The following is a 19,658-nucleotide window of genomic DNA, read 5'->3' on the forward strand; positions in this document are numbered from 1 at the left end:
TCACGCGATAATTCGACCACTTGCGCTGCTACTCATAACAATAACGAGGTTCGCCATGTACGCCATCATAGGCGCCGGCCCCATGGGCCTGTGCACGGCCCGGCATCTGAAGAAACAGGGTATCGACTTCGTCGGTTTCGAGCTGCACAGCGACGTCGGTGGCCTGTGGGACATCGACAATCCGCACAGCACCATGTACCACTCGGCGCACCTGATCTCTTCCAAGGGCACCACCGAGTTCCGTGAATTCCCCATGCGCGCCAATGTCGCGCCCTATCCGCATCACAGTGAGATGCGCCGCTATTTCCGCGACTACGCCGGGCACTTCCGTCTCTACGAGCACTACCAGTTCGACACGCGCGTCGTGAAGCTGGAGCGCCTCGCACAGGGCTGGCGACTGACCAGCGAGCGTGACGGCGAACAGCGCGAATGGCAGTTCGAGGGCGTGCTGATCGCTAACGGCACCCTGCACACCCCCAACCTGGCGCAACTGTCCGGTGACTTCCAGGGTGAGCTGCTGCATTCGAGCGCTTACAAGCGTGCCGATATCTTCGCCGGCAAGCGCGTGCTGGTGGTCGGCTGCGGCAACTCGGCCTGCGACATCGCCGTGGACGCCGTGCACCGCGCCGCATCGGTGGACCTGTCGGTACGCCGCGGCTACTACTTCCTGCCCAAATTCATCCTCGGCAAGCCCACCGACACCTTCGGCGGTGCGATCAGGCTACCGCGCCGCCTCAAGCAGTCGGTCGACGGTCTGCTGGTGCGCGCCCTGGTGGGCAAACCCTCGCAATACGGCCTGCCAGATCCCGATTACCGCCTGTACGAATCGCACCCGGTGATGAATTCGCTGGTGCTGCACCATATCGGCCACGGCGATATCCGCCCCCGTGGTGACATCCGCACGGTGAGCGGCCACTGCGTGACCTTCGCCAACGGCGAGCAGGCGGAGTACGACCTGATCCTGATGGCCACCGGCTACCGGCTGGACTATCCCTTCATCGCCCGCAGCGAGTTGAACTGGCCGGAGAATGCCGGCGCGCCACAGCTGTACCTCAACGTCTTTCACCCCGAACACGACGACCTGTTCATGCTCGGCATGGTCGAAGCCTCCGGCCTGGGCTGGCAGGGGCGTGACGAGCAGGCCGAGCTGGTCGCGCTGTACATCCGCCAGCTGCAGGCCGGCAGCCCTGCAGCACTCACGCTGCGTCAGACCATTCGCGCCCAGGCTTGCCAACGCCTGGACGGCGGCTATCAGTACCTGCAACTGGAGCGCATGGCCTACTACGTGCACAAGGACAGCTATCGTAAACGCATCGCCGAACACAGCGCGGCGCTGCGTCGAGAGCTGGCTGGAGACGCAATACGGGGGGTATGAACATGGAGCAGGTCACTATCGCCTTCAACCCCGGCAGCCTGGTGCTGATCAACCTGATCGTCGCGCTGATGATGTTCGGCGTCTCGCTCGACCTGCGCGCCGAGGACTTTCGGCGCATCGCCCGAGCCCCCAGGGCGCCGATGATCGGCTTGCTGGCGCAGTTCCTGTTGCTGCCGGCGTTGACCTGTCTGGCTTGCTGGGCATTGGCCATCCAGCCGGAGTTGGCCTTGGGCATGACGTTGATCGCCGCCTGCCCGGGCGGCAGCTTCTCCAACATCATGACCTGGATGGCCCGTGGCAACGTCGCGCTTTCGGTGAGCATGACAGCGGTGTCCAGCGTTGCGGCCAGTGTCCTGACGCCGCTGAACTTCGCCTTCTACGCCTGGCTCAATCCGCACACGCGCCCGCTCCTGACGCAGATCGCCCTCGATCCGCTGGGGTTGCTCCTGCTCGTACTGCTGGTACTGGGCGTGCCGCTGCTGGCGGGCATGTGGGCCGGCCGGCGTTTCCCACAACTGACACTGATGCTGGAAAAACCGCTGCGGCTGATCGCCCTGCTGGTGATGCTGGCGTTCGTGGCACTGGCCTTCAGCCGCAATCTGCAGCAGTTCACGCAACACTTCCACCTGTTCTTCTGGCTAGTGGTGGCGCACAACGCGTTGGCGCTGGGCATCGGCTACCTGAGCGCGCGACTGAGCGGCCTGCCTGCCGCCGACCGGCGTGCGCTGACCCTCGAAGTCGGCATCCAGAACTCGGCATTGGGTCTGGTGATCATCTTCACCTTCTTCCCGCAGGCCAGCGGCATGCTGCTAATCGCTGCGTTCTGGGGCTGCTGGCACCTGATATCCGGGCTCGGTCTGGCCTGGTTGTGGTCGCGACGTCCCCTCCAGCCTGGGGCGCCGCTGGCGCCATTGGTCAACCTCGGAGACAAATGATGCGAGTGGTTCTGATCACCGGCGCCGCCAGCGGCCTCGGCTGGCAGCTCGCACGCGCCTGCCATGCTCAGGGCGACGCCTTGCTGCTGACCGATATCGACAGTCAGGGCCTCGCCGCCCGTGTCGACACGCTGGGCGCCGAGCGCGTTCTCGGTGTACCCGGCGACATCACCGACCCGACGCTGCATGAACGCTTGCTGGAGATCTGCCGCCAACGCTTCGGGCGCCTGGATGTGCTGATCAACAATGCCGGCATCACCCACCGCTCACCCACGGCGCGTACAGCGCTGGCGGTGTTTCGTCAGGTCATGGCCGTGGATTATCACGCACCGCTGGAGCTGACCCTGGCCGCCCTGCCCCTGCTGCGCGAAAGCCGTGGCCAGGTCGTGGCCATCGGTTCCATGGCCGGCTGGATGCCGGTGCTGGGGCGCGCGGGCTACTGTGCGGCGAAAAGCGCACTGAGCCAGGCCTTCGAGGTATTGCGCGCCGAGATCGGCCTCGACGGCATTGGCCTGCTGATGGTCTACCCGAGCTTTCTCGATACCCCCATCGATCGCAATGCACTGGGCGCAGACGGCCAGCCGGCCCGCCATGCGCGCTCGACCATCGGCAGCGTACGCAGCGCCGAGTGGATGGCCAAGACGATCCTCGTTGCCCTGCAGCAGCGCCGCGAACGCCTCTTCCCCGATCGCGGCAGCTGGCTGGCAAGCCTGCTCTGGCGGGTGGCCCCCGCGCTGTACTACCGACAGATGAGCCGGCGCTTCGCCGGAGAACTCGGGCGATGACGCTTCGCTGAAAACTTCCATCTTTGACGGCATACCCGGCGGGACGCTGCTTGGCTACTGCACGCCCGCCCCGGGCACGGCACTGCGTTACGGCCGCACGCTGTCGACATCGCGGTGTGCTGCCTCGAACACCGCCAGTGAACAATCTGCGACCATTCCCGCGTAGTGAAGTGCAGCGCCACCGATACACCTACGGACAGCAAGGCTTATCGGTTACCATGCGCCTCCGCCTGATCAACGTTAGAGATGCCGCATGCAGCACGCCTGGAGCCCTGAAAGCTGGAGGGCCAAGCCCATCCAGCAGCAGCCTGAATACCCTGACGCCAGCCACCTCACCCGTGTCGAACAGACCCTGGCCGGTTACCCGCCGCTGGTCTTCGCGGGCGAAGCACGCGAACTGCGCCGCCAGTTCGCTGAAGTAACCCAGGGGCGTGCCTTCCTGCTGCAGGGTGGCGACTGCGCCGAAAGCTTCGCCGAATTCTCTGCGGCGAAGATTCGCGACACCTTCAAGGTGCTGCTGCAGATGGCCATCGTCATGACCTTCGCTGCCGGCTGCCCGGTGGTCAAGGTCGGACGCATGGCGGGTCAGTTCGCCAAACCGCGTTCTGCCGGCAGCGAGACCATCGACGGTGTGACCCTACCGGCCTACCGTGGCGACATCGTCAACGGCATCGGTTTCGATGCGGCGAGCCGGATTCCCGACCCGGAGCGCCTGTTGCAGGCCTACCACCAGGCCACGGCCAGCCTCAACCTGCTGCGCGCCTTCGCCCAGGGCGGCTTTGCCGACCTGCACCAGGTGCACCAGTGGAACCTCGACTTCATCGCCAATTCGGCGCTGTCGGAGAAGTACCACCAACTCGCCAGCCGTATCGACGAAACCCTGGCCTTCATGCGCGCCGTGGGCATGGACAGCGCGCCGCAATTGCGCGAAACCAGTTTCTTCACCGCCCACGAAGCGCTGCTGCTCAACTATGAAGAAGCTTTCGTACGCAAGGACAGCCTCACCGGCCGCTGGTACGACTGTTCCGCGCACATGCTGTGGATTGGCGATCGCACCCGCCAGCTCGATGGTGCCCACGTCGAGTTCATGCGCGGCATCGAGAACCCCATCGGCGTGAAGGTCGGTCCGAGCATGGACCCGGACGAACTGATTCGCCTGATCGACACCCTCAACCCGGAGAACGATCCGGGCCGCCTCAACCTGATCGTGCGCATGGGCGCGGACAAGGTCGAAGCTCACTTCCCGCGCCTGCTTCGCAAGGTGCAGAGCGAAGGCCGCCAGGTGCTGTGGAGCTCCGATCCGATGCATGGCAACACCATCAAGGCCAGCAGCGGCTACAAGACCCGTGACTTCGCGCAGATTCTTGCCGAGGTTCGCCAATTCTTCGCCGTGCACCAGGCTGAAGGCACCCACGCAGGCGGAATCCACATCGAAATGACCGGGCAGAACGTCACCGAGTGCATCGGCGGCTCGCGACCGATCACCGAGGACGGCCTCTCCGACCGCTACCACACGCACTGCGACCCACGCATGAACGCCGACCAGTCGCTGGAGCTGGCGTTCATGATCGCGGAAACCCTCAAGCAGGTACGTCGCTGAGCGAACGCGCCCTGGCTGCTAGCCACTGGCCAGGGCGCGAACCGGCTCGCACATCTTCCGTGCGTTATGCGGCATAATGCCGACCCCAACGCGAGCACCGGACGGGTGCCAAGCTGCTATGCCCTGCCGGGAAGGACTCGCGGCCATCACCACCAACAAGGACGATGCTTCATGCAACTTCGTACCACTCTCTCCGCTTTCGCCCTCTCCAGTGCCGTTCTGCTGAGCGGTTGCCAGAACATGTCCACCGATGCCATGTTGCAATCCGGCCTGATGGCCGTACAGGCCGCCACTCTCAGTGATGCGGAGGTCCGCGGCATGTCTGACCAGGCCTGCGCGGAAATGGACGCCGAAGCCAAGATCGCCGGCCCTGAAACCACCTACGGCAAGCGCCTGAACAAGATCGCCGCCAACCTCGGCAACCAGGTCAACGGCACGCCGGTCAACTACAAGGTCTACCTCGATGACGAGGTCAACGCCTGGGCCATGGCCAACGGCTGCGTGCGCGTATACAGCGGCCTGATGGACGCGATGAACGACAACGAAGTCGAAGGTGTATTGGGTCACGAGATGGGCCATGTCGCCCTGGGCCACACCAAGAAGGCCATGCAGACCGCCTACGCCACATCCGCCGCGCGTAGTGCCGCTGCCTCTTCGGGCAACAGCACGCTTGCCGCGCTGTCCTCTTCCGAGATTGGCGCACTGGGCGAACAACTGGTCAACGCACAGTTCTCGCAAAGCCAGGAAACTGCGGCCGATAACTTCTCCTTCGACCTCCTGACCGAGCGCAACATCCCGCGCGAAGGCCTGGTCACTGCTTTCGAGAAACTGGCCAAGCTGGGTGGCGGCGACAGCAGCATGTTCTCCTCGCACCCGGGCTCCACCGAGCGCGCCAACAACATGCGTAACCGTCTGGCTGGCAAGTAAGTAGAACCCTGGGGCTGCATCGCGCAGCCCCAGCCTTATGGAGTCCACGCCATGTCGATGTTGAGCAGATGCCTGATTATTGCGTTACTGCCGCTCACTGCCTGGGCCGATTACGACGCGCAGTATCAGGATTGCCTGAATGCCAACGGCACGATCAACAACTCCATCGTCGCCGGCTGCGCCGAAGGTGTATCGGCAGCGGTAAAACGCGACATGAATCGTGTCTATCAGCAGCTGTTCCTCAAGCTGCAGACCAATGACCCGCAGAGTGCCGAACAGCTGGAAGCAGCACAGAAGGCCTGGCTGATCTACCGCGACGGTCAGTGCGACCTGCAAGGCAAACACGTCGGCTCGCCGATGTACTACACCTGCCTCATGGCACTGAACATCCAGCGCGTCAGCGAACTGCTGTTCCTGCTGGAGCACGCTGGCTAGCCAAGCAGCCCCTGCTGTTTGACGCCTGGCGCCAGCCATACTTCGGCAAGGCCCAGCCACTGTGCTAGCCCACGCAGCGCATCGCTCAGCGCTTGTCGCGCCTCCTCGCTCAGCACCACCTCCTCAAGGTGCACGGCATGTACGGCCAGACGCCCCGCTGCACGCTCGCTACGCAGATCCACCCGCGCCAGCAGGCGCTCATTATGCAGAAACGGCAGCACGTAATAGCCGTACACCCGCTTGGCCTGAGGCGTGTAGATCTCCAGGCGATAGCGGAAACCGAACAATCGCTCGGTCCGCTCGCGCGCCCAGATCAGCGAGTCAAAGGGTGACAACAGAGCACTGTGTCGCACACGTCGCGGAATACGTGGCTCGCCGCGGCAATAGCCGGGCTGCTGCCAGCCCTGCACCGCCACTGGCAGCAACTCTCCTGCCTCCACCAATTCGGCGACTCGACGCTTGCTGTCGCCCGCTTCCAACCGGTAGTAGTCGCGCAGGTCCTTTTCGCTGGCCACGCCAAGGGCGTCAGCGGAGCGCAACAGCAAGCGACGCTGCGCTTCCTCCTCATCCAGCTGCGCGTGATCGAGCAGCTCGCGGGGAATGACGCGCTCCGGCAGATCGTACAGACGCTCGAAGCCGCGACGCCCAGCCACTGTCACCTCACCAGCCGCGAACAGCCACTCCAGCGCTGTCTTCTCCGCACTCCAGTCCCACCAGGGGCCAGCCTTCTCGCTACGCGTGCTGAGACTGCCGGCACCCAATGCACCTCGTTCGCGCACCGCCTGCAGCACCGCATCGATGACATCGCGCCGCTCTGCCCCGAACTTAGCCAGCTGAGCGTAGATACCCTGGCCGTCCGCGGCACGGCGCATGCGCCAGCGCAGCAGCGGGTAGAGCTCCAGTGGCAGCAGTGACGCTTCGTGCCCCCAGTACTCGAACAGCCGCCGACGCCGTGCCCGCCCCCAGGCCAGCTCGTCAAGGTGCTCGGCCTGGTAGTGGCCAAGACGGGAAAATGCCGGCAGATAGTGCGAGCGCACAACCGCATTGACCGAGTCGATCTGTAGCACACCCAGACGCTCGATCTGCGCCTGCAGTTGCCGGTGAGCGATGGCGCCACGTGGCGTGCGACCGAAGCCCTGAGCAGACAGGGCCAAACGACGCGCTTCGGCAAGAGAAAGTGAGAGGGTCATGATGCGCCAGCCTATCAGGCTGGCGACGCGAACGCATGGCGGAAGGTGAACGCATGCGTCGTCGCGCCGTGCTCGCGCAGATGCGCAAGACGCTCGGCCGCCTCAGCCACATCAGGGCGATGCCCTGCCGGTATCCACCACAGCACCTGGTGCGCCTGCTCGACGCGCTCGAACCATTCCCGTCGGCGCTTGAGCATCTCGGTATGCGCAGATTTGTACACGTAGTCGCTGAGCGACTGGACGTCCTGCCAGAGCGACATATTGACCAAGACGTCAGCCCCGAAAGGCCTGATCGCCGTGGCGTCCCCCGCCTCGTCCTGCAGCCGCCAGACAAAACCCGGCGCGGCCTCGGCCAGAGCGTTGATACGCTCCAGATTGGCGACGAAATCGACCATCTGCGGCGACTCCAGAGGGGCCTTCATCAGCGCGATGTTGAGCTGAGCCAAATGATGAACGGACACGAGCTGCCTCCAGGGTCAAAGCGTTTGAGACTGGCCGCGCAGACCGGCAAATCGTCGTTTCAGCCAGCGTTCGCTGCTGACCAGCGTGATACCTGCCAGCACCAGAGCCGCACCGATGATGAAGTTGAGCGTGAGCGGCTCGTCCAGAACCAGCACACCGAAAGTCACACCAAACAATGGCGTCATGAACGAGAACACCGCCATGTTCGAGGCCAGATAACGGCGCAACAACCAGAACCAGGCCAGATAGGTGAAGAACGACACCAGCACGCCTTGCAGCAGAACGCTACCAATGGCCAGTGGCGTCCAGCGCACCTGATCGAGGTCGACCATCGCCAGGGCATAGCCAAGCAACAGGACGAATGCCACCGTCAACTGATAGCTCAGGGTGAGCCCTGCCGGGGCTTCGGACAGGCGCGAACCGCGCACGACCACGGTAGTGGCACCCCAGGCTATGCCTGCACAGAGCCCGAGCGCATCGCCAAGCAGAATGCCGGCGTCTATCTCGCTCCAGTTGCCGCCCACGCCAAAAGCCATCACCACGCCGCCAAAACACAGCGCGATACCCAACCACTGCAAGCGACGCAGGCGCTCGCTGGGTAATAGCAGGTGCAGCCCCAAGGCCGAGAAAATCGGCGCCGTATAGAGAAATACCGCCATGTGCGACGCCGAGGTGTAGCGCAGCCCCAGCGCAATGAAGAAGAACTCCAGCGCAAACAGCACACCAGCCAGCAACCCGGCCACCCAGGTGCAACCGAGCCACGGCCGCCAACCGCCCTGCCATAGCAACAGCGCCCCGACCAGTGCCGCAGCAATGCCTGAGCGCAAGGCCACCTGCAACATCGGTGCAATGTCACCGGCAGCCAGTTTGATCGCCACTTGCTGACTACCCCAAATAGCGCACAACAGCAGCATCAGTTGAAACAGGAAAAAGTCCGCATTCTTACGCACCACGGTCATTCAGCGACTCCAGTCATTCCACTCACTTTCTCAACGGATCATCCCAGAACGGCCGTTCGGCCTCTTGCAGGGCATCGGCTCGGGACAAACCCAGATCCTTCAATGCCGCGCCATCGAGCCGCGCCAGTTGCCTGCGCTCACGCGCCAGCTGGTGCCAGCGCCGCAGCATACGCCACAAACTCGCCCATGCGGGCACGCGCTCGAAGTGGATGGAATGAACCCATACGTAACCTTTTTGACCTTTCATCTTTTCGCCCTCCCTGTGGGGTTGGCGTCAGTCTCAGGCCAAGCTTATGATCAATCCAACGAATGTTTCTTATGCTACCCATCTCAGAGATTGATGAATGGCCTATCACCCCAGTATCGATACCGAGCTGTTACGAAGCTTCGTTGCCATTGCCGACACAGGCGGCTTCACCCGCGCCGCCGAGACGGTCAACCGCACCCAGTCGGCGGTGAGCATGCAGATGAAAAGACTCGAAGAAGATGTGGTGCAACGCCCGCTGTTCGAGCGCGATGGCCGTCAGGTTCGCCTGACCCCCGAGGGACAGGTCCTTCTCGGTTATGCGCGGCGCATTCTCAAGCTGCACGGTGAAGTGCTCAACACACTGCGTGAGCCACATATGGTCGGTGCCGTGCGCATCGGCACACCGGATGATTACGTGATGCGCTTTCTGCCGGAGATTCTCTCGCGCTTCGCCCAGGCCTACCCGCTGGTACAAGTGGAGGTGCACTGCGAACCCTCGGGGCAGCTGCTGCTGCGCCAGGATCTCGACCTGACCATCGTCACCCGCCAACCCGGCAAGGAGATCGGCCAGCTACTGCGCCAGGAGCGCTTCGCCTGGGCGGTCGCGCAGGGTTTCAACCCGCACGAGCAGAATCCCATGCCGCTGGCGATGTTCAATGCCGATTGTTTTTGCCGGGAATGGGCCTGCAATGCGCTCGATGCCATGAGCAGGCCCTATCGCATCGCCTACACCAGCCCCAGCCTGTCCGCGATCTTCGCGGTGGTACGCGCGGGGCTGGCGGTCACGGCGCAACTGCAGAGCCTGATCACCCCGGACCTGCGCATCCTCGGTGAAGCCGAGGGCCTGCCGCTGCTGCCGCTGACCAGCATCGTGCTGCTGCGCAACGAAAGCAGCCAGTCGCCCGTTACCGAGTGCCTGGCTGACCATATCGTCGAGGGCTTTCGCCTATAGCCCGCCGGCCTCCAGCCCCAGCATCAGCGCACAGATCAGCAGGAACACGCAGAACAGACTACGAAGCAGGCGCTCCGGCAATGAATGGGCCAGACGCACACCCCAGCTGATGCTGAGCAACCCGCCAACCGCCAGAGGGACGCCCATCCACCAATTGACATGCTGGTGCAAGGCGTATGTCAGCAGCGTAACCCCCGTGCTGGGCAGTGCCAACGACAAGGAAAGCCCCTGCGCCACAACCTGAGTCGTGCCGAAGACGCTGGTCAACACAGGTGTGGCAACCACCGCGCCGCCTACACCAAACAAACCGCCCATGGCCCCGGAAACGCCACCGAGCACACCGAACCAGCCCCATGGATGGCGCAGCTCTGCGCTGCTCGGTGTTTGCGCCATCATCATACGCAGCAGGTTGTAGGCAGCCAGCGCGAGCAGGAAGCCGATAAAGGCCCAGCGCATGGTGCGCGAGTCCAACTCCACGGCGTACAGAGAGGCCAGCCAGGCGCATACCAGGCTGGTGCCGCCAAGCAGCAAGGCGTGGCGCAAGTCGATGCGATTACGCTGGTTGTAGCGCCAGATCGCCAGCATCACATTCGGCACAACCATGACCAGAGCCGTGCCCTGAGCCAGTTGCTGATCCAATCCGAACAGCACACCCAGCACTGGAATGGCGATCAGGCCACCACCAATACCAAACAACCCGCCAACGGTGCCCAAGGCAGCACCCAGTACAAGATTCAACAGAATATCGATCAGACTCATGACACCTCCACGCCAGGGCCGCATGTTAGAGAGGTGTAGCTAGTATGGAAACGCACAAGACTGCAAAATGGCTTTGCTAAATACGCACAGGCAAAGTTCGCCATGAACCCCGATGCATTGACCGATCAACTGGAACTCTTTCTAGACGTACTGGAAACCGGCAGTTTTTCCGCCGCCGCCAGGCGTCACCCATTGACGCCTTCGGCAGTCGCTCGACGCATCGATGCACTGGAACGTGCACTGGGCAGCAGCCTGTTCAGCCGCAGCACTCATGCGGTACGCATCACGCCAGCCGGCCTGGCTTTCGCCGAACGCGCCAGGCGGATTCTCGCCGAGCTGCACTTGGCTCGCGCTGAAGCGGTATCGCTGAGCAGCGCCCCAGAAGGATTGATACGCATCGATGCGCCGACGCCCTTCGGCCGCCGTCACCTGGCACCGGCGATCGCCGACTTTCTGCGCGCCAATCCAGGCCTGGACGTGCAGCTGCGTCTGATCGACAGCTTCATCGACTTGCACGGCGAACACCTGGGCGAGGTGGATATCGTCGTGCGCATCGGTCCGCTGCCCGACAGCCGCCTGGTTGCCACACCGCTGGCATCGATGACACGCGTTGTCTGTGCCAGCCCGGACTACCTGCGTCGCCGTGGCATCCCACGTAGCCCGCTGGAGCTGGAACAGCATGACGGCCTCGACTGGGACAGCCTGGCTCCACCCTACGCCTGGCGCTTCGAAGTCGACGGCAAATTACAGCTATGCAAGCCCAAACGCCTGCGTCAGACCAGTAATAACGCCGAGACCCTTCTGTTCAGCGCGCTCGCCGGCCTCGGTGTCGCGCACCTGCCAACCTGGATGAGCAGCGAGCACCTGCAACGCGGCGAGCTGATTCCGCTGTTCTGCGAGAACGGCTTGCCGGCAATAGAACCGGTCAGCATCTATGCCCTTCGCCTTGAGCGCGAAGCCAGCCCGCGCACCCGCCTGTTGCTGAGTTTTCTCAAACAGCGTTTCGGCTTTCCGCCGCCCTGGGATCTTGCACTGCAGGCGAGCCTGGCAACCCCTCAGCAGTAGAACGGCAAGCGCCGCAGGCACAAAAAACCCGGCGCATTGGCCGGGTTTTTCGCAGCGCCGGGATTAAGCCGGGGCTTGGGTGCGGCCCTTGTAGGAGCCGTCACGGGTGTCGATCTCGATCCAGTCGTCGATATCGACGAACTCGGCAACCTTGATCTCGGTACCGTTACGCAGCTTGGCAGGCTTCATCACCTTGCCGGAGGTGTCGCCACGGGCAGCGTTCTCGGTGTAGACAACCTGACGCACGATAGTGGTCGGCAGGTCAACGGAGATCACTTTGCCTTCGAAGAACACGGCTTCGCAGACGTCGGCCATGCCTTCTTCGATGAACGGCAGAACGCTTTCCAGATCTTCGGCACGCAGTTCGTAGGAGTTGTACTCTGGATCCATGAACACATAGTCCTCACCACTGATGTAGGACAGGTTCACTTCCTTGCGCTCGAGAATCACCGGCTCCATCTTGTCGTCGGCTTTGTAGACGGTCTCGGTCTTGGAACCGTTGAGCAGGTTCTTCAGCTTCATCTTGACGATGGCGCTGTTACGGCCGGACTTGGTGAACTCGGCCTTCTGGATCAGCCACGGCTGGCCGTCGATCAGGGCCACGCTGTTGACTCTCATTTCCTGTGCAGTTTTCATGCGAATTTCCGAAATATGCGGGAGGTACAGAATTCTAAGCCGCCTATGATAGCCAATTTCGGTGAAAGTGTTCCAGCGCCGTGGCGAGATCGGCTCTGGCGGCCTGTAGATCGCACCAACGGTCGGCATGCGCCTGAAGCTCCGGCCAACAATCAAGCAGCCCTGCCCAGGCGCCTTTCACGTTTTGCCCGGCATTCCAGGCCCGCCAGAACTCGGCTTGCGCATTGGCTGCCTGCACGCTCAGCCCAACGCTGTGTAGCGCCAGAAATGCCTCGAGTTTTTCCAGGTGAGCATTTTCTTCCTGTGGGTAGATATGCCAGAGCAGCGGCCGGCCGGCCCACTGCGCACGAACGAACGAGTCCTCACCGCGCACCGCATTCAAATCGCACGTCCAGAGCAGGCGGTCGTAATCGTCCTGAGCGATGAACGGCAATATATGAATGTGCAGACTGCCTCGCCGACAATGATCTCCGGGTAGCAACTCCGCGTCTCCGAGCCAACGCTGCAGGTCACCCAGGATCTTGCCCTGCGGCACCAGCAACTGAGTGGTTCGCGAGTCGGCAACCAGTGCATCGAGCCAGCTGGCCAGGCCGGCATTTTCATAAGCGAACAGAGAAATCATTCGCGCCTCAGGCTCGCGCGTTACCCATAGAGCCTTGAGAAACAACCGCTGAGCCAAGGGGTCGGCCTGAAAAGCATTTCTACGCGCCAAGAGATCAGCCTCGCGCAATAGCCCACCCGTGCCATCCACGAACCCAGGGAAAAAGAAGAACTTCTGCAAGCCACCAGGCTGCAGAGAGGCTAAAGCGTGACAACCCGCGACCCAGTCTTCAGCACTGAGATATTCCAGGTTCAACCAGAGTCGCTTCGCAGCACCCATGGCCGCTATATAGCTGGATGGCAATTGACAGGCGAACGCCTCAACCACTACATCCGCTGGCTCTACAAGAGGGAAAGGCTCCGACCACTGACGCACCTCGACGCCAGCCTGATACTGCTGCTCGGCACAGGAGCTAGCCTCGGGACACAGGCGCACGAAAGCCGGCAATACATCGACCCACAAACGCACTGCATGCCCGTGCTCGGCAACCAACTGCCGCGCCAGCCGCCACGTCACGCCGATATCACCGTAGTTGTCCACCACGCTGCAGAAGATGTCCCACTTGGCCACGCTGCGCCCCTCACAAAATGTTCGCCATTCTACCTGCCGAACAAGAAAAAGCCCGCCAAAGGCGGGCTAAGGGGAGCGCCGGAGCGAGCGCAGGTAAAACGGAGTCAGGCCAGTAAGGAGTCGCCTTCGCGATGAGTAATGTTGCTGAGCATCCAGACGGCCTTGCACGCCAGCGCGGCATCGCGCGATGCAAAAGGGCCGGCCTTGGGCTGACCATCAACCATCAGCAGCCAGCACGCCATAAGACCATCGGATCGGAGCTCTGCCGGCACGGCACTACCTACCAGGGAAACCACATCGATACGGGGCATGATGACCTCCAACTCAACTCTGTCTGTGTTGGAGCAAACATTAGGCCGATGCACCGCCAAGCGGAAATCAGTGCTCTCGATAGTAACCATGGTTTTTGCCAATGACGGCCGGCATGGACGCGCAGCGAAGCCCCACCACTAATGGAAGACGACAGGCTTCCTTCGCTGCAATTGGGGCGCGCAGGCGCCACTCTGGCCAGGAGTTTTTAGACCATAAACAAGAAACCCCGAAAGCCGAGAGGCTCTCGGGGTTTCTTGTTTATGGAAGTGGCGGTGAAGAAGAGATTCGAACCCGTTTCAGTAGCGTGTCAGTCCGTGTCAAACCCGCTCAATACGGGCTTTGCGCTCCCCTCGCCGGCTCGATTCGTCGCTATTCAGCTCTATGATTTCGACACTTTTTCGACACCCGAGCGGCCTAACCTGCATCGACCTGCTGCCGAAAGCGTTGCATTGCAGCCATCACCCTGTCGCTCTGCTCGGGACCAATCAGTGCCTCTCCACAAGCGTTGCACCAGTCGGCGTCAACTTCGGTGATAACCGTTGCCTGCTCCCGGTACGTATAGGGCATTTCTCGCCTTTCCCGCAGCAGATCCGCGCCATTACAAACAGGACACTTCATAGGCACCTCCGCACGTTAGCGGCCATCATTCCATGAACCAAGCCAACGGGTGTAGACTTTGGCAAAATTTGGCAAGAGGCACGCCCAATGAGCACCATGAACATCTCCCTGCCGGACGCTCTCAAAAGCTTCGTTGATGAACAAGTGAACCAGCGCGGTTACGGCACCAGCAGCGAATACGTCCGCGAATTGATTCGTAAGGATCAAGACCGCCAACACCTTCGTGGCCTGCTACTTGCCGGTGCTGCATCTGCTCCCACCGCCCCGGCCGATGCTGACTACTTCGAATCGCTCCGTGCTCGCGTACGGAACGCCCAAGGATGAAGCAAAAGCCCGTCATCCCGCGAGAGCTAGCCAACCGAGACGTAGACAACGCCATTGCCTACTACCTCGAAGAACAAGCCGAGAAAGCCGCACTAGGCTTCGTTGATGCCCTGGAGCGAGCCTACAAGCAAATCAGCCGCCACCCTGCTTCCGGCTCTGCTCGCTACGCCCATGAGCTGGATCTGCCCGGCCTACGCTCCTGGCCACTCCAGCGCTATCCCTACCTAGTCTTTTACGTCGAGCAAGACACTCATATTGATGTTTGGCGCGTACTGCATGAGATGAGAGACATTCCGAGCTGGCTCACCACATAATGAGGAGAAGGACACAGATCGTCGCAGAGGGATAATGCACCACCACGTCAACATTGCTTAAGACGGCAGCATAGCTGTCACGCAACAATAGAAAGCTTAATTTCGAGCTTAAAGATTAAAAACCCTTAAAATCATGGACTATCATCCCTGCCTTGTCAGATGTCTCCTGCAAATAAATGACAAAATCTTTGAAGTCCTTTTCACTTCTAACTCTTAAAAATTTTGACCTTAGCATGTAATAACCGTTCTCACCAACATATGGCCGCACTATCTCCATGGTATCAACAGAGTATTTTCTTACATCTTTAATGGCACTTAACTTTGCACCTTGAATCATCGAGATAGAAAAAAAACCGCCAGCCATTAGCAAGCACGCCCAACTTACAAAACCATTCATGTCCTTACCCTCAGGACTATCAGGCGAATGCATGATTCCAACGCGGATATGCATTCCATATAAAAAAACACCAAGGGAGAATAGCACCAACATAAAGACATAAGCATCAGTGACTGAATTTCCACCATGTAAATTTGCTGCCGATGCATAAACCGAATCCGAATAAGACTGTGAAAAACCTGATATAAATCCAGTCATCCACTCCGCAAACCGGCTAAGCGCCGGGGAAAGAACCCTCTCCCACAGCCCGCTACCCAAAGCCCCAACAAGCAGCGCACCAAACAAGCTCAATAGAACTTTAAAAGTCTTAACCACTTACAACCTCACTCATTTTGATTAATTCTTAAGTTAGCCCATAGGATTAAAGCTGCTCGCCGCAGAGCAATAGCGTGTTTTCATGCGATCACTGCTTGTCTTGCGGTCACTGTCGTAGCGGGCACGCCAGGTTTTGCACTCTTCATGAAAGTGCTGCTTGGCCGCCTTGCGGCATTCGCGGTAGTCGATTGATCCGCGCCGATGGTTGGCGCATACGCTACTGCCGTCGATGTAGTTGTTCACCGATAGCCATTCCGCCAGGTAGTTCGTGCCGCCGTTCCAGCTCTTGATCCACTTGGAAGTATGCTCGCGGCTTACCTGCTTGGATTGGCGCTGCTGTGTTTGCTGGGGTGCCTGGGCTATGCGATGGGTTGCGGGCGGTGTGTAGGTGCTGGCTGGCTGCTTGGGTGTGTAGTTGTTGTCATTGAAGACATTCTGCGCACTGGCAACCGCCCTGGCCTTTTCTTCTTCTGTCCACTCCATCAAGGCGTATGGCTGAGGCTGATTGGCAGACTGGTGTGCAACCCGTTGCGCGGGTGGATCAAGGGAAATGGATGGCAGCCTTAGGTTCTCTTCCGACTCGCTGTAGGGCTGTGGCGCCGGTTGCTGGCTGAACAGGGGTTTGCCGTCTACGTGGATCGCCTGCTTGAGCTGATCCACATTGATCACAATTGGCTTGGCAAACATCGCGATCACGCCCCAGGTAATCACGGACCCCACGCCCAAGATGGCCACCATTCGCCATGGGCCGGGCTTTTTCTTGCTGCGTAGATAGTCTGGTGCGTCGTCCCAGTCTGATTTCATGTTGCCTCCTTGCCAAATAATTAAATCACCTCCATTACCTATTCTTTCCCTCCCCCTGGTTCAAGTTTTATTTTTTTATAAAATACGCCATCTTCTGAAACAACCTTTCGCACAAGGATATCTTCTGCAATTTCATCGTCACTCAGTCTAGCCGAAACAAGCGTGTCTCCGTACGCAGCCAGCACTACATATTGAGCCCCGTTCAACTCATGCATATAGAACTCTCTTTTATTTTTAGCATGAAAGCTTCCCGCACCGTAACAGAAACTATAAAACATCAAGCCAAAAGTTATGCAGACCAAAACTCTAGATATACCAGACACATCCCGAAGACTATCCCTGATAGTTAAAGGCGACTCCAGACCAGCTAAAACCCCTCTAAGCCGATCCAAATACTTCCCTTCCCCAAAAAACAATGGCGCCATGTAAATAAAGCATAGTGCGACTAAAAAACCAAAGGCAAGAAGGTACATCTGGCTTCTTTTAAATGCTACACAGAAAGCAACCAGCAATGGAGCCAGAGAAAACATCCCAACGTATCCTAACGACTTAACAAACGCATTATTTGAGTCAGTAGCCCCCCTGATAATATGCACAATGTACAAGGCCAAGCTCGCATACATAACAACAACCATCAGACTTAGCATGATCGACTTAAAATCTATGCTAACAAAGTCCATTGAATATGAGTAAAAGTCAGCATATCCTCTTTCATACCCAAGAGCGGCAAACCACCCTAAAACTGGAGCACCAGCCAGTATATAGTTCTCGGAAACGAATCGTCTCAAATCCATATTGAGTATTCTTATCCTATATGTTTCGATCAATCTTATACTTACTTTCGGGTATACCAGCGCCTAGCTACTTCTTCTGTAATCGCTATCCCGCGCCTTGATCGTGCAAGTTTGAATCGGCCTCTTCGTATCCAGGCGATACCTGGCCTTTTGCAGGGTCTACCTCACCCCTCCACAGCCACAGCTCGTATTGAGGGAATACTTTCAGCAGCTCCTCTAGATCCTCGATCCGGGTCTTCACCTTCCGATTGGTCGCCACGGTCTGCCACCGTTGGCGCTCCTTGATCGTAGTGGCCTCAGCTAGCTTGGTGGCCCCAATGTGCCTCACAAGGGTTCTAAGCCTTTCCTCGATCATTCCAAAAAGCTCTTATGGTTGATGAATAATTTATTGATAAATAATTCATCAGAGGCCATCATGGTCCCGCACTGATAAATAATTCATCAAAAGGACATTTTGTCCTAATGACACGAATAGTGACGGAACGAGCATGGAACTGGAAGAGCTGGAACCTTCGAAGCTGATAGGCCCGCAACAGGACGTGGAAACCGTCGAGTCCTGGGCCGACCGTAACGGCCTGACCTACGGCACCGCGCGTGCCTGGGCAATGAAAGGCGTTCTCCCCACCGTAAAGCTAGGCAAGCGCCGCATGGTCAACAGCGCCCTGCTCCGCACCTGGCTGCTGGAACAGGAGTGGACGGCATGAATCCTCCTTTCTATACGCAAGCCGCCTTCGCCGCCCTGGTGGGTGTTCCCGTCGAACAGGTCGCGCACTGGATCAGAACCGGCGCCGTCGAGAGCGTGAAGCTCGGCAAAACCCGCGTGGTGCTGTTCACGGGGGTGAACCAATGAGCCGCACTGACCCGCAATTCAAGCTGCGCATGCCGCCCGAACTCCGCGCCCAGGTTGAGCAAACCGCCAAACAGGCGAACCGCTCCCTGAACGCTGAAATCGTCACCCGCCTGCAAGCCAGCTTCGCCCAGGCAAAGCCCGAGGTGTCGGCCAATGAAGAGTCTCAGCCAGTACCTACGCCAGCCGCACCCCGCGAACTGCGACTGCTCTGTGTGCTACGTCAATCGAAACTGGGCGACGCTCCCAACATCGTCGAACTTGGATACCTGCCGATCCACACCATGCACCGACTGCCACCCCGCGCAATGGTCCGTGGTAAATGGTCGGACCCACGTTACGCCGGCCTATACCTGCGAGAAACACAAGCCGTCGAGCCGACCGCCGAAATACTGGAGCGTTGTGCTCGACACCGGCAAGCCAACACCCTTCGTGCCGCTGCGCGAACCGTTCGAACTGGTGGGGTGAGTGCATGATCACTGAATGGATCAACTCGCTAGAGGCCGTTCTAGAGGGACTGGTAATCCTGCTGCTACAGGTCATGTACCTCTTCGTTCTTGCCGCCTCCGCTGTGGGCATCGTGGCTGTGCTTTGCCTGCCCCTGATCATTCTCTACTGCAAGTACCTAGACCGCGTAGAGGCTTTAGCCAAACGCCCCGCCCCCAGCGATCCGGCCAACGCCGCCGATGCTGAACAGGTCAAGGGCCGCGCCCCCGGCTTGTCCGAACACGCTCCACCGTTCGGCCAAACGGAGGCACGGGCGGAGCGCACCCTTGAACGCCCACCACCTTAAATAGCCTCCGCTCGTGAGTGTGGGGCAGCTCCACCGCCCCGCGCTCCCGAGCCCTCGGCGGCAAGAGTGGGATTACAAGGGCAAAGCCCTTGGTGTTAACGAACTAACAGGCTGCACAAGCGGCAACTGAAACCCCGGCAAGTCGAGAACCACCCTCGGGCAAAAACGAAAGTTTGCCCGTGCGGGATCGCTCGGCCTGCTGAAAGGCAAAACCGCGCAATAACGCGCAACTAAGCGAGGAAACACAAATGGCACGTTCGACTATGGAAGTTGCATTTCTCGGAACTCAGAAACTGGCGTTCAACCAAAACGGCACCGACGTAAAAATCGTCAAGGTGTTTTACGGCGATGAGCCAGACGGCATCACCGAAAACGGCCTGTCCATTGTGAGCATGGATGTGCCTGCCGACGTTGCAGATGAGGTGTTCGCCTCTGGTGCCCAATTTGCCCCGCTCGAAACGGTCCGCATCACTTTCGAAGTGGCGCGAGCTGGCAAGCAGAAAGGTAACAACCTGGCTGTGCATATCGAGGCGGTGAACCCGAAAGGCCAAGCCAGCAAACCCGCTGCCCCGCAAGCCACCCAACAACAGCCCAAGCCGACCGGCACCCAGCCGGACGCGGCCAAGGCCTAACGGGAGGGCG

The 19,658-nt window shown here is 59.9% G+C and carries 27 protein-coding genes and 1 pseudogene; 16 read left to right on the forward strand and 12 right to left on the reverse strand.

From position 1 onward, the window contains the following. The first annotated feature begins 55 nt into the window (after positions 1-55). The 6 genes from ACJRW5_RS13145 (at position 56) to ACJRW5_RS13170 (ending at position 6,057) form a co-directional block, all read left to right on the forward strand. Positions 56-1,375: a flavin-containing monooxygenase gene (locus tag ACJRW5_RS13145; RefSeq protein ID WP_484570957.1), complete on the forward strand. Its 1,320-nt coding sequence runs from the start codon at positions 56-58 to the stop codon at positions 1,373-1,375. Next, positions 1,372-2,310 carry a bile acid:sodium symporter family protein gene (locus tag ACJRW5_RS13150; RefSeq protein ID WP_484570958.1) on the forward strand — a complete coding sequence of 313 codons (939 nt, stop codon included), beginning with the start codon at positions 1,372-1,374 and terminating at the stop codon, positions 2,308-2,310. Before ACJRW5_RS13145 ends, ACJRW5_RS13150 begins: the two co-directional genes overlap by 4 nt. Then, the gene (locus ACJRW5_RS13155) at positions 2,310-3,095 is read left to right on the forward strand and encodes an SDR family NAD(P)-dependent oxidoreductase (RefSeq protein ID WP_484570959.1); all 786 of its coding nucleotides are present in this window, start codon (positions 2,310-2,312) and stop codon (positions 3,093-3,095) included. Before ACJRW5_RS13150 ends, ACJRW5_RS13155 begins: the two co-directional genes overlap by 1 nt. A 253-nt stretch (positions 3,096-3,348) precedes the next feature. Beyond that, a complete protein-coding gene (locus tag ACJRW5_RS13160; protein WP_484570960.1) occupies positions 3,349-4,695 on the forward strand; it encodes a class II 3-deoxy-7-phosphoheptulonate synthase in 1,347 nt (448 codons plus the stop codon). A gap of 171 nt (positions 4,696-4,866) precedes the next feature. Next, positions 4,867-5,622 (forward strand): metalloprotease LoiP, encoded by a 756-nt coding sequence (gene loiP, locus ACJRW5_RS13165; RefSeq protein WP_484570961.1) that lies wholly within the window; start codon positions 4,867-4,869, stop codon positions 5,620-5,622. Positions 5,623-5,673: 51 nt separating this feature from the next. Then, a complete protein-coding gene (locus tag ACJRW5_RS13170; protein WP_484570962.1) occupies positions 5,674-6,057 on the forward strand; it encodes a lysozyme inhibitor LprI family protein in 384 nt (127 codons plus the stop codon). On the opposite strand, the gene ACJRW5_RS13175 is transcribed toward ACJRW5_RS13170, so the two are convergent. Genes ACJRW5_RS13175 through ACJRW5_RS13190 form a run of 4 tightly spaced genes read right to left on the reverse strand, consistent with a single transcriptional unit; the run spans position 6,054 to position 8,915 of the window. Then, positions 6,054-7,247, reverse strand: coding sequence for a winged helix-turn-helix domain-containing protein (locus ACJRW5_RS13175; RefSeq protein WP_484570963.1), 1,194 nt, complete (start codon positions 7,245-7,247; stop codon positions 6,054-6,056). The two genes, ACJRW5_RS13170 and ACJRW5_RS13175, sit on opposite strands and share 4 nt — an antisense overlap. A gap of 14 nt (positions 7,248-7,261) precedes the next feature. After that, complete coding sequence (locus ACJRW5_RS13180) at positions 7,262-7,708, reverse strand: DUF3291 domain-containing protein (RefSeq protein ID WP_484570964.1); 447 nt, start codon at positions 7,706-7,708, stop codon at positions 7,262-7,264. A 15-nt stretch (positions 7,709-7,723) separates the two neighbouring features. Next, a complete protein-coding gene (locus ACJRW5_RS13185; protein ID WP_484570965.1) occupies positions 7,724-8,668 on the reverse strand; it encodes a DMT family transporter in 945 nt (314 codons plus the stop codon). Positions 8,669-8,690: 22 nt separating this feature from the next. Next, entirely contained in the window at positions 8,691-8,915 is a 225-nt protein-coding gene (locus ACJRW5_RS13190; protein ID WP_484570966.1) for a DUF1127 domain-containing protein, read from the reverse strand. A gap of 97 nt (positions 8,916-9,012) precedes the next feature. On the opposite strand from ACJRW5_RS13190, the gene ACJRW5_RS13195 reads away from it, so the two are divergent. After that, the gene (locus tag ACJRW5_RS13195) at positions 9,013-9,867 is read left to right on the forward strand and encodes a LysR family transcriptional regulator (protein ID WP_484570967.1); all 855 of its coding nucleotides are present in this window, start codon (positions 9,013-9,015) and stop codon (positions 9,865-9,867) included. On the opposite strand, the gene ACJRW5_RS13200 is transcribed toward ACJRW5_RS13195, so the two are convergent. After that, positions 9,862-10,626 carry a sulfite exporter TauE/SafE family protein gene (locus ACJRW5_RS13200; protein ID WP_484570968.1) on the reverse strand — a complete coding sequence of 255 codons (765 nt, stop codon included), beginning with the start codon at positions 10,624-10,626 and terminating at the stop codon, positions 9,862-9,864. The genes ACJRW5_RS13195 and ACJRW5_RS13200 overlap by 6 nt on opposite strands. Before the next feature lie 102 nt (positions 10,627-10,728). On the opposite strand from ACJRW5_RS13200, the gene ACJRW5_RS13205 reads away from it, so the two are divergent. Further along, the gene (locus ACJRW5_RS13205; RefSeq protein ID WP_484570969.1) at positions 10,729-11,691 is read left to right on the forward strand and encodes a LysR family transcriptional regulator; all 963 of its coding nucleotides are present in this window, start codon (positions 10,729-10,731) and stop codon (positions 11,689-11,691) included. Positions 11,692-11,754: 63 nt separating this feature from the next. Here ACJRW5_RS13205 and efp read toward each other — a convergent pair whose 3' ends face one another. The 4 genes from efp to ACJRW5_RS13225 all read right to left on the reverse strand — a co-directional run bounded on the left by efp (position 11,755) and on the right by ACJRW5_RS13225 (position 14,428). Beyond that, on the reverse strand, positions 11,755-12,327 hold the full coding sequence (efp, locus tag ACJRW5_RS13210; protein ID WP_197855771.1) for an elongation factor P: 573 nt from the start codon (positions 12,325-12,327) through the stop codon (positions 11,755-11,757). 43 nt (positions 12,328-12,370) lie between these two features. Then, complete coding sequence (gene earP, locus ACJRW5_RS13215) at positions 12,371-13,498, reverse strand: elongation factor P maturation arginine rhamnosyltransferase EarP (protein WP_484570970.1); 1,128 nt, start codon at positions 13,496-13,498, stop codon at positions 12,371-12,373. Positions 13,499-13,602: 104 nt separating this feature from the next. After that, positions 13,603-13,809 (reverse strand): hypothetical protein, encoded by a 207-nt coding sequence (locus ACJRW5_RS13220; RefSeq protein ID WP_484570971.1) that lies wholly within the window; start codon positions 13,807-13,809, stop codon positions 13,603-13,605. 415 nt (positions 13,810-14,224) lie between these two features. Next, positions 14,225-14,428: a type II toxin-antitoxin system MqsA family antitoxin gene (locus ACJRW5_RS13225; RefSeq protein ID WP_484570972.1), complete on the reverse strand. Its 204-nt coding sequence runs from the start codon at positions 14,426-14,428 to the stop codon at positions 14,225-14,227. A gap of 87 nt (positions 14,429-14,515) precedes the next feature. Here ACJRW5_RS13225 and ACJRW5_RS13230 point away from each other — a divergent pair, with 87 nt between their 5' ends. Next, on the forward strand, positions 14,516-14,752 hold the full coding sequence (locus tag ACJRW5_RS13230; RefSeq protein WP_152488766.1) for a type II toxin-antitoxin system ParD family antitoxin: 237 nt from the start codon (positions 14,516-14,518) through the stop codon (positions 14,750-14,752). Continuing rightward, positions 14,749-15,066, forward strand: coding sequence for a type II toxin-antitoxin system RelE/ParE family toxin (locus tag ACJRW5_RS13235; protein WP_484570973.1), 318 nt, complete (start codon positions 14,749-14,751; stop codon positions 15,064-15,066). The genes ACJRW5_RS13230 and ACJRW5_RS13235 overlap by 4 nt, the downstream gene beginning before the upstream one ends. A gap of 115 nt (positions 15,067-15,181) precedes the next feature. On the opposite strand, the gene ACJRW5_RS13240 is transcribed toward ACJRW5_RS13235, so the two are convergent. Genes ACJRW5_RS13240 through ACJRW5_RS13250 form a run of 3 tightly spaced genes read right to left on the reverse strand, consistent with a single transcriptional unit; the run spans position 15,182 to position 17,376 of the window. Further along, the gene (locus tag ACJRW5_RS13240) at positions 15,182-15,778 is read right to left on the reverse strand and encodes a hypothetical protein (protein WP_484570974.1); all 597 of its coding nucleotides are present in this window, start codon (positions 15,776-15,778) and stop codon (positions 15,182-15,184) included. A gap of 33 nt (positions 15,779-15,811) precedes the next feature. Continuing rightward, a complete protein-coding gene (locus tag ACJRW5_RS13245; protein WP_484570975.1) occupies positions 15,812-16,582 on the reverse strand; it encodes a hypothetical protein in 771 nt (256 codons plus the stop codon). A gap of 38 nt (positions 16,583-16,620) precedes the next feature. Further along, positions 16,621-17,376, reverse strand: a complete 756-nt coding sequence (locus ACJRW5_RS13250; RefSeq protein WP_484570976.1) for a hypothetical protein — start codon at positions 17,374-17,376, stop codon at positions 16,621-16,623. A 488-nt stretch (positions 17,377-17,864) separates the two neighbouring features. Between ACJRW5_RS13250 and ACJRW5_RS13255 the strand changes: the two genes are divergently transcribed. From ACJRW5_RS13255 to ACJRW5_RS13280, 6 genes and pseudogenes are all read left to right on the forward strand, one after another. Next, positions 17,865-18,080 (forward strand): hypothetical protein, encoded by a 216-nt coding sequence (locus ACJRW5_RS13255; RefSeq protein WP_013715705.1) that lies wholly within the window; start codon positions 17,865-17,867, stop codon positions 18,078-18,080. Continuing rightward, complete coding sequence (locus tag ACJRW5_RS13260) at positions 18,077-18,226, forward strand: hypothetical protein (protein WP_484570977.1); 150 nt, start codon at positions 18,077-18,079, stop codon at positions 18,224-18,226. Before ACJRW5_RS13255 ends, ACJRW5_RS13260 begins: the two co-directional genes overlap by 4 nt. Beyond that, positions 18,223-18,345, forward strand: a pseudogene (locus ACJRW5_RS13265) (Arc family DNA-binding protein); the annotation flags it as partial. The gene ACJRW5_RS13260 and the pseudogene ACJRW5_RS13265, both read left to right, overlap by 4 nt. A 34-nt stretch (positions 18,346-18,379) precedes the next feature. Then, entirely contained in the window at positions 18,380-18,691 is a 312-nt protein-coding gene (gene pflM / locus ACJRW5_RS13270; RefSeq protein ID WP_484571151.1) for a lysogeny maintenance protein PflM, read from the forward strand. Positions 18,692-18,695: 4 nt separating this feature from the next. Continuing rightward, positions 18,696-19,016, forward strand: coding sequence for a hypothetical protein (locus ACJRW5_RS13275; protein ID WP_484570978.1), 321 nt, complete (start codon positions 18,696-18,698; stop codon positions 19,014-19,016). Positions 19,017-19,264: 248 nt separating this feature from the next. Continuing rightward, positions 19,265-19,648, forward strand: a complete 384-nt coding sequence (locus ACJRW5_RS13280; RefSeq protein ID WP_484570979.1) for a hypothetical protein — start codon at positions 19,265-19,267, stop codon at positions 19,646-19,648. Positions 19,649-19,658 lie beyond the last annotated feature (10 nt).

The organism is Pseudomonas pichavaramensis (assembly GCF_050473265.1).
In the GTDB taxonomy this organism is placed as follows: domain Bacteria; phylum Pseudomonadota; class Gammaproteobacteria; order Pseudomonadales; family Pseudomonadaceae; genus Aquipseudomonas.

Coding starts and splice junctions, on each gene's coding strand:
- ACJRW5_RS13145 (WP_484570957.1), top strand. CDS start 56: ATGTACGCCATCATAGGCGCCGGCCCCATGGGCCTGTGCACGGCCCGG.
- ACJRW5_RS13150 (WP_484570958.1), top strand. CDS start 1,372: ATGAACATGGAGCAGGTCACTATCGCCTTCAACCCCGGCAGCCTGGTG.
- ACJRW5_RS13155 (WP_484570959.1), top strand. CDS start 2,310: ATGCGAGTGGTTCTGATCACCGGCGCCGCCAGCGGCCTCGGCTGGCAG.
- ACJRW5_RS13160 (WP_484570960.1), top strand. CDS start 3,349: ATGCAGCACGCCTGGAGCCCTGAAAGCTGGAGGGCCAAGCCCATCCAG.
- loiP (WP_484570961.1), top strand. CDS start 4,867: ATGCAACTTCGTACCACTCTCTCCGCTTTCGCCCTCTCCAGTGCCGTT.
- ACJRW5_RS13170 (WP_484570962.1), top strand. CDS start 5,674: ATGTCGATGTTGAGCAGATGCCTGATTATTGCGTTACTGCCGCTCACT.
- ACJRW5_RS13175 (WP_484570963.1), bottom strand. CDS start 7,247: ATGACCCTCTCACTTTCTCTTGCCGAAGCGCGTCGTTTGGCCCTGTCT.
- ACJRW5_RS13185 (WP_484570965.1), bottom strand. CDS start 8,668: ATGACCGTGGTGCGTAAGAATGCGGACTTTTTCCTGTTTCAACTGATG.
- ACJRW5_RS13190 (WP_484570966.1), bottom strand. CDS start 8,915: ATGAAAGGTCAAAAAGGTTACGTATGGGTTCATTCCATCCACTTCGAG.
- ACJRW5_RS13195 (WP_484570967.1), top strand. CDS start 9,013: ATGGCCTATCACCCCAGTATCGATACCGAGCTGTTACGAAGCTTCGTT.
- ACJRW5_RS13200 (WP_484570968.1), bottom strand. CDS start 10,626: ATGAGTCTGATCGATATTCTGTTGAATCTTGTACTGGGTGCTGCCTTG.
- ACJRW5_RS13205 (WP_484570969.1), top strand. CDS start 10,729: ATGAACCCCGATGCATTGACCGATCAACTGGAACTCTTTCTAGACGTA.
- efp (WP_197855771.1), bottom strand. CDS start 12,327: ATGAAAACTGCACAGGAAATGAGAGTCAACAGCGTGGCCCTGATCGAC.
- ACJRW5_RS13220 (WP_484570971.1), bottom strand. CDS start 13,809: ATGCCCCGTATCGATGTGGTTTCCCTGGTAGGTAGTGCCGTGCCGGCA.
- ACJRW5_RS13225 (WP_484570972.1), bottom strand. CDS start 14,428: ATGAAGTGTCCTGTTTGTAATGGCGCGGATCTGCTGCGGGAAAGGCGA.
- ACJRW5_RS13230 (WP_152488766.1), top strand. CDS start 14,516: ATGAGCACCATGAACATCTCCCTGCCGGACGCTCTCAAAAGCTTCGTT.
- ACJRW5_RS13235 (WP_484570973.1), top strand. CDS start 14,749: ATGAAGCAAAAGCCCGTCATCCCGCGAGAGCTAGCCAACCGAGACGTA.
- ACJRW5_RS13245 (WP_484570975.1), bottom strand. CDS start 16,582: ATGAAATCAGACTGGGACGACGCACCAGACTATCTACGCAGCAAGAAA.
- ACJRW5_RS13250 (WP_484570976.1), bottom strand. CDS start 17,376: ATGGATTTGAGACGATTCGTTTCCGAGAACTATATACTGGCTGGTGCT.
- ACJRW5_RS13255 (WP_013715705.1), top strand. CDS start 17,865: ATGGAACTGGAAGAGCTGGAACCTTCGAAGCTGATAGGCCCGCAACAG.
- ACJRW5_RS13260 (WP_484570977.1), top strand. CDS start 18,077: ATGAATCCTCCTTTCTATACGCAAGCCGCCTTCGCCGCCCTGGTGGGT.
- pflM (WP_484571151.1), top strand. CDS start 18,380: ATGAAGAGTCTCAGCCAGTACCTACGCCAGCCGCACCCCGCGAACTGC.
- ACJRW5_RS13275 (WP_484570978.1), top strand. CDS start 18,696: ATGATCACTGAATGGATCAACTCGCTAGAGGCCGTTCTAGAGGGACTG.
- ACJRW5_RS13280 (WP_484570979.1), top strand. CDS start 19,265: ATGGCACGTTCGACTATGGAAGTTGCATTTCTCGGAACTCAGAAACTG.